This is a genomic window from Bilophila wadsworthia ATCC 49260 (genome assembly GCF_000701705.1).
Lineage (GTDB): Bacteria > Desulfobacterota > Desulfovibrionia > Desulfovibrionales > Desulfovibrionaceae > Bilophila > Bilophila wadsworthia.
Genome location: NZ_JNJP01000166.1, coordinates 1 through 3,079 on the forward strand (window position 1 = coordinate 1; position 3,079 = coordinate 3,079).

The 3,079-nt window shown below is 63.1% G+C and carries 2 protein-coding genes; one reads left to right on the forward strand and one right to left on the reverse strand.

Annotation, left to right across the window (positions count from 1 at the left end; all coding sequences use genetic code 11):
- Window positions 1-98: 98 nt before the first annotated feature.
- On the reverse strand, window positions 99-2,039 hold the full coding sequence (locus tag T370_RS0121545) for a 3-phosphoshikimate 1-carboxyvinyltransferase (RefSeq protein ID WP_029436971.1): 1,941 nt from the start codon (window positions 2,037-2,039) through the stop codon (window positions 99-101).
- 263 nt (window positions 2,040-2,302) lie between these two features.
- On the opposite strand from T370_RS0121545, the gene T370_RS0121550 reads away from it, so the two are divergent.
- On the forward strand, window positions 2,303-3,040 hold the full coding sequence (locus tag T370_RS0121550) for a sulfite exporter TauE/SafE family protein (protein WP_009380260.1): 738 nt from the start codon (window positions 2,303-2,305) through the stop codon (window positions 3,038-3,040).
- The last annotated feature ends 39 nt before the right edge of the window (window positions 3,041-3,079 follow it).

The following is a 3,079-nucleotide window of genomic DNA, read 5'->3' on the forward strand; positions in this document are numbered from 1 at the left end:
GGTGGGGTTTGGGGAGGGGGAGGAGAAACTTTCTAAGAAAGTTTCTCCTCCCCCTCCCCAATCTCTTCACATTCTTTTCAAAACGCCCAGACCCAGCCCTAGTCTTCGTCAGGATAGACGATTTCGTCGGGCATTTCGGATTCGGGGGTATGGCTGGCCAGCACCCGGCGGCGGGCCGGACGGCTGTTGGCTGCGGGCGCCGTCTCTTCCTCCTGCGCCTTGCGGGTCATCGAAGGGGTCGGCAGCGTGTTATAAATGTTCCAGTAAACGGGCAGATAGTTCGTGACGATGCCGGGATTGCTCAATTTGATATTCGGACGGAGGAAGGCCGCCAGAGAGAGCGCCAGAGCCCACTGTACGGTCGGGCTGGCCCACGGCGTGGTGGAGGGCTCGATGGAAACGAGCCGCCCGTCTTCGCAAGACAAGCCAAGCTGATTCAGGAAGCTTTCCACAAGGACCTTATCCACGCTCTCAGGCAGTTTGGGCATGACCCCGCCCTTCGCGCGCACCGCTGGGATAAGGGACAGCGCCAAGCCAAGCGGCAGGAGCGCTGAAGGCAAACCCGTGAGGTCATCAACCGGGTTGGGCGACGGAAGGGGCTCACCCTCGGCAATGCCTTCGCCAAAGGAGGCGGACAGTTCGCCATCGGCGACGGAGAGGTTCACGCCCAGTTTGGAGAACAGGCCTTTGACGGCGTCGCCGCTTCTGGCGTCGCCGGTGGCTTCCCAACGGCCGGAAAGCTTCACGCTGCCGCCGACAAAAGCGGGCATGGCGAGCAGCGTCGCCGCGGCGACGACATTGATGCCGGGGAGCAGTTCGTCGGAGAACTGGGCTTTGCCGGGAACCACATGCAGGGAAAGGGTATCTTCGGTATCCGTGAGGCTGGCCTTGATGCCCGCGCTCTGGAGGATGGGCAGGACCTTGGAGACGATGTTGCGGCCTTCGGCGTGTCCGCTCAAGTCGACCGTAACGTCACGTTCCCATCCTGCCGTGGCCACGAGCAGGGCTTCCAGCGCGTCGGCGGGCAGTTCGGCGGGCACGGCCACGTCGGACGGCAACATGGCCGACGACTCCAGACGGGCGGGCAAGCCCTCCTGTCCGGGAACCACGCTGGTCAGGCGCGCGCCGAGCAGCGGCAGGAAATGACGGATCGGAGCCAAGTCCACAAACTTGAGGCCGCTCTCGCCGATAATTTTGAGGCGCGCGGGCCGCGTCACCATCTGGAACAGCATCAGGTACAGGTTGAACGGATCGTCGCCGACGTGCACCACCTTGTCGAGGATGGACTTGTTGTAGCCGGAAACCGGTTCGCCGCCCTGGCAGAGGATACGCCCGTCCTCTTCCCAGCGCAGGCGGGCACCGACCTGATTGAGCCCTTTCAGGCACTCCATGACCGGGCCGTTGAGCGGCACGCCGTGAAGGGTACATTCGGTGGCGCCGCTGGCCGCGAGCACCATGCGGACGCGGGGCAGGCGATCGGAAGCGGGAGCGGGCAGTTCCACGGCAAGCGCCTTGCGGGCCGGAGCAAGGTTGAAGGCGGAAGGCTGCTCCATATCGGCGGGAGCGACTTCCACTTCCTGAAGCAGTGCGAAAATCTGGCGGATAAGCTTGGGATCGCGGCTGACCGCGGAAGCGTTTTCTTCCCACGAAGTACGCAGCTCGCGTTCGTGATCCGACGTTCCGGCATTGGGCAGGCGGGTCAGCATACGGCTGCGGCGGGCGATCATTTTGATAAGATCGCGGTCGAGTTCGCGCAGCTCGGCGATGAGCCCGGAGCCTCTCTGCGGACGGGGGCGGTCGCCGTTTTCAAAACGATCGCGGGGGGGGCGGCGCTGTTCGCCGCGGGCGGCCCAATCAGGGCGCGGAGCCCGCTCGGAACGGTCGCGGTTCGACCATTCGGGACGCTCGGGGCGACGGGAGGCCCATTCGGAGCGTTCGGGGCGCTCCGCCCGTTCGGGACGTTCTTGCGGCTTGTTCCGCGGGTCGTTGAAATCTCGGGGGTTGCGGGAATCTCGGGGAGAATTGCTTTTGATGGTCATGGAGGGGTACTCGTAAGAGGTCTGAGTTCAAGACGGGATATGAAGGTTCCATAGGCAAGGCGCAGCTTTCGGAACGAACTGTCATATAAAGAAGTGATGATACCCCGAAAAGCCTTCACCCGCAAGCGCAACCCATTGTCCTTTCCGCCCTGCGGCTCACTTGACAGGGGGCTTAGCCCACGTTAGGCCGATCCCTGATGCCCCGCTCCCGCAGGGCGTTTTCGGGGACGGGCATCCGTCCCCGCACCATCCGAGGAGGCCTTATGTCCGGCTTCACCCCGCTTCTGTTCGCCTATGTCTTCACCGCCGTTTTTCTGGCGGGTATCGTCCGCGGCGCAACGGGATTCGGCTTTTCCATGATCATGATCGTGCTCCTGACGCTGTTCTTCCCCCCGGCACAGGTGGCTCCGGTCATCCTGTTCTGGGAAGTGCTGGCCAGCATCGGGCACCTGCCCTTCGTCTACAAGCAGGTCCACTGGAAATCCCTCCGCTGGCTTGCGCTCGGCGTGGCCCTCGGCACTCCCTTCGGAGTCTATTGCCTGATATCCATACCCGTGGACGCCATGCGCCTGATCATCAATGCCGTGGTCCTTATCCTCACTTCCATGCTCTACTGCGGATTGCGGCCGAAGAACGCGCCCACGCCGCCCCAGACCACGGGCGTCGGACTCCTCGCCGGGGTCATCAACGGCGCTTCCGCCAACGGCGGCCCGCCGATCATCCTCTTTTTCCTGTCCAGCCCGCTCGGGGCCGCCGTTGGGCGCGCTTCGCTCATCGCCTTTTTCCTGTTCACGGACGTCTGGGCCTCGCTCTTTTACTGGCAGCAGGGGCTCATCAGCCTTGATACCATCATCTTTACCCTCGTCTTCATGGTTCCCATGTTCGGCGGCATGTGGTTCGGCAACCGCTGGTTCTCCACCGTCGACGAGGCCCGCTTCCGCAAGGTTGTCCTTGCCCTGCTCATGATCATTTCCGTCGTCGGGCTTGTGAAGGCGTTGTAGGGGGAGAATAATGTGGGGGAAGGGAGGAGGGACCTTTCT